The sequence below is a fragment of the Mycobacterium sp. genome (genome assembly GCF_035499775.1).
In the GTDB taxonomy this organism is placed as follows: domain Bacteria; phylum Actinomycetota; class Actinomycetes; order Mycobacteriales; family Mycobacteriaceae; genus Mycobacterium.
The window spans coordinates 1-3,141 of the sequence record NZ_DATJYB010000342.1; the positions used below are offsets into that span (position 1 = coordinate 1).

General features: G+C 66.5%; 5 protein-coding genes and 1 tRNA gene. 2 read left to right on the plus strand and 4 right to left on the minus strand.

What is annotated here, in order from left to right:
* A partial coding sequence (locus tag VML93_RS21495) for a hypothetical protein (protein ID WP_325613799.1) occupies nt 1-521 on the minus strand: 521 nt, incomplete at its 3' end.
* A 361-nt stretch (nt 522-882) separates the two neighbouring features.
* On the opposite strand from VML93_RS21495, the gene VML93_RS21500 reads away from it, so the two are divergent.
* The gene (locus VML93_RS21500) at nt 883-1,080 is read left to right on the plus strand and encodes a hypothetical protein (protein ID WP_325613801.1); all 198 of its coding nucleotides are present in this window, start codon (nt 883-885) and stop codon (nt 1,078-1,080) included.
* A gap of 32 nt (nt 1,081-1,112) precedes the next feature.
* Nucleotides 1,113-1,271, plus strand: a complete 159-nt coding sequence (locus tag VML93_RS21505) for a hypothetical protein (protein WP_325613803.1) — start codon at nt 1,113-1,115, stop codon at nt 1,269-1,271.
* Nucleotides 1,272-1,321: 50 nt separating this feature from the next.
* On the opposite strand, the gene VML93_RS21510 is transcribed toward VML93_RS21505, so the two are convergent.
* The 3 genes from VML93_RS21510 to VML93_RS21520 all read right to left on the minus strand — a co-directional run.
* Nucleotides 1,322-1,395 (minus strand) — tRNA-Pro (locus VML93_RS21510).
* Nucleotides 1,396-1,457: 62 nt separating this feature from the next.
* On the minus strand, nt 1,458-2,564 hold the full coding sequence (locus tag VML93_RS21515; RefSeq protein ID WP_325613805.1) for a PLP-dependent cysteine synthase family protein: 1,107 nt from the start codon (nt 2,562-2,564) through the stop codon (nt 1,458-1,460).
* Nucleotides 2,561-3,141, minus strand: a 581-nt coding sequence (locus VML93_RS21520; protein ID WP_414686413.1) for a metallophosphoesterase, incomplete at its 5' end; no start/stop codon positions are given. The genes VML93_RS21515 and VML93_RS21520, both read right to left, overlap by 4 nt.

Consider the following 3,141-nt stretch of genomic DNA (forward strand, 5'->3'; position numbering starts at 1 on the left):
TTTGCCGAGACCGTGGGGGTGACCCCGGATGGGTCGAATGCTTTGCCCAACTTGGCGGACAGTTGGGTGGTGGCGTTTTGCGAAAGCCGTTGCAACGCCGAACCGAAGTCACCGAACACATCGGCCAGCATCACCGGCTGAGCCGTGGCCTTATTGATGACGAAGGTGGCGATGTGGTAGCTGCCGTGCGCTTCATGCGGAGTGTCCGCCGATGTGACCCACAACCCGCTAATGGTGTTGTTGCCCAACCACACTGCCTGTTGGTTCTGGTAGGTGGTGAGGCTCCATTCGGTTGGGAAGGGGTTGTGCTGCAACGCGGTGATCTGCTTTCGAAGGGAGGTTCCGACGCTATTGTTGAACGCGTCGACGACGGCCTGGTTGGGGCCGGTGACGGCGGGCATGGTGACGTCGTAGGTGACTGCACCGTCGGTGCCTGACGCAGCGCGGGAGGTGGCGTTGTAGCCACCGATCGACGGCGTAGGCGTGGGGGCGCCGTTCGCCGGGGATGGGGTCGCAGTCACCGTGACAGTCGATGGAGCCGAAGTCACGGGGGCCGGTGTGTGGGACGTGCACCCGGAGATCCCGACCGCAAACACTGCGATGGTCATGGCACTGATGCGGCGGGGGGAATTCATGAAGTCCATATTGCCGCCTGGCGCCCCAGGTCATCGACGAACTGTATTAAGGCCGCGCTCAATATCGGCCCATACACGGGTTCGGATGGCACCGGTTCGGCAGCAACATCTGAGAAACTGAGAACGTTAGAAACGAGACAGCCCGGTCGGGCCGATGCCCCTACGGCTTACCCGCCCAGGGGCTACCGGCTCCGGCCGATTGTCGGTCCCGTTCCCACGGTTCCTCACTGAGGACCTCGCACGGCGAATGGCCGGTAACCGGCGTGACGAGTTGGTGTTCGCCGCACCCGGCGGCGGCGTGCTGAGGATCGCCACGTTCCGTACCCGTGTGTTCAACCCGACCGTGGCCAAGTTGCGCGGCATGGATAGCGACGGCAAGCCGACGACCGACTGGCCCCGGCCTACCATGCACGATCTTCGTCACACTGCGGCGTCGTTGGCGTAAGTGCTGGCGCGAACGTCAAGGCCGTCCAAACCATGTTGGGACACAAGTCTGCCGCGCTGACTTTGGACACGTATGCCGACTTGTTCCCGGACGACCTTGAGGCCGTAGCGGACGCACTGGACGCGGCAGTGCTGGCCCTGCGTAAATCTGCTGCGGACGCACTGCGGACGGATACGCAGGCGAGTTCCTGACGATGCTAAGCGCTGACCGTGTTGCTGCTGGTCAGACTCTTTTGTAAGAGTCGGGGTGGCGGGATTTGAACCCACGGCCTCTTCGTCCCGAACGAAGCGCGCTACCAAGCTGCGCCACACCCCGCTTGAAGCCACGACAGCCTATCGCACCGGGCCGCCGCGTCGCCAAACGCGCTAGTCGCGCCGTCACTTCCAAAGGCAAGAACGCTCGAATTCGACCAGCGCCTCGGCGTGTCCCGTCGGGTCGAGTCCCTGGGCGCTGACCCACTCGTCGGAAAAGTAGGTGTCGGTGTAGCGATCGCCGCTGTCGGCGAGCAAGGTGACCACCGAGCCACTGCGGCCCGCGGCGACCATCTCGGCGAGCAGCCCGAAGGCGCCCCACAGGTTGGTGCCCGTCGATGGCCCCACGCGGCGGCCCAGGACGGCGCTGACGTGGCGGGCGGCCGCGATCGACGCCGCGTCGGGTACCGCGACCATCCGATCCACGACACCAGGCAGAAACGACGGCTCAACCCGCGGCCGGCCGATGCCTTCGATCCGCGACCCGGTGGGCATCACGACGTCGTACCGCTCTTCGGCGTAGGCGGGGAAGAATGCGGAGTTCTCCGGGTCGACGACGCACAAGCGGGTGGCGTGGCGCCGGTAGCGGATGTAGCGGCCGATCGTCGCGCTGGTTCCGCCGGTGCCCGCGCCGACCACGATCCAGTCCGGGATGTGGTGCGCCTCGTCGCGCATCTGGGCGTAAATCGACTCGGCGATGTTGTTGTTGCCGCGCCAGTCGGTGGCCCGCTCGGCGTTGGTGAACTGATCCAGGTAGTGCCCGCCGGTGTCCTGGGCAACCCGGGCCGCCTCGGCGTAGACCTCACTCGAGTTCTGCACGAAATGGCAACGGCCGCCTTGTGCTTCGATCAGCGCGACCTTGGCGACGCTGGTCGAAGCGGGCATCACCGCGACGAATGGCAGACCCAGCAGGGCGGCGAAGTAAGCCTCCGAGACCGCCGTCGAACCGGACGACGCCTCGACCACGGTCGTGTCCTCGCCGATCCACCCGTTGCACAGTGCGTAGAGGAACAGCGAGCGCGCCAGCCGGTGTTTGAGGCTGCCGGTGATGTGCGTCGTCTCGTCCTTGAGGTACAGCGCCACGTCAGCGTCGGTCGACCAGGCCGACGGCAGCGGGTACCGGAGCAGGTGAGTGTCGGCGCTGCGACGGGCATCGGCTTCGATCAGCCGGATCGCGTTGTCGGCCCAGCTTCGCGGCAGGCTGTGGACCGCGATCTGGGCCCGGTCGGTCAACGCACCGATGCGGTTGGCTGCGAACGGCTCAGGTTGCTGTCCGATGCGTGATCACCCATCGGGGTGGCGATCAGTGTCAGCAAGGTTGCTTCCGGACGGCAGCAGAATCGCACGGGCGCGAACGGCGAGGTGCCGATGCCCGCAGAGACGTGCAACGCCATGTTCTCGCCCCAGCGGGACGGTCCCTTGGCCCGCGACCGGTCGAGGCCGCAGTTGGTCACCAGGGCCCCGTAGAAGGGCAAGCACAGCTGACCGCCGTGGGTGTGGCCGGCCATGACCAGCTGGTAGCCGTCGGCGGCGAAGCGGTCCAGCACCCGGGGTTCCGGCGAATGCGTCAGCCCCAGCCGCAGGTTCGCGGCCGGGCTGGCCGGACCCGCGATCGTGTCGTAGCGATCCCGGTCGATATGTGGGTCGTCCACGCCGGCGGCCGCGATGCGCAGCCCGGCCACCTCGAATTCGCGACGGGTGTGGGTCATGTCGAGCCAGCCGCGTTCGGTGAACGCCGCCCGCAGGTCCTGCCAGGGCAGCGGCTCACCGCGGGCTCGGTGACCGGGGTTGGTCAGGTAGTTCATCGGGT

Excerpts from the sequence above, each read along its gene's own strand:
- VML93_RS21500 (WP_325613801.1), top strand. The coding sequence starts at position 883 with ATGGCCGGTAACCGGCGTGACGAGTTGGTGTTCGCCGCACCCGGCGGC.
- VML93_RS21505 (WP_325613803.1), top strand. The coding sequence starts at position 1,113 with ATGTTGGGACACAAGTCTGCCGCGCTGACTTTGGACACGTATGCCGAC.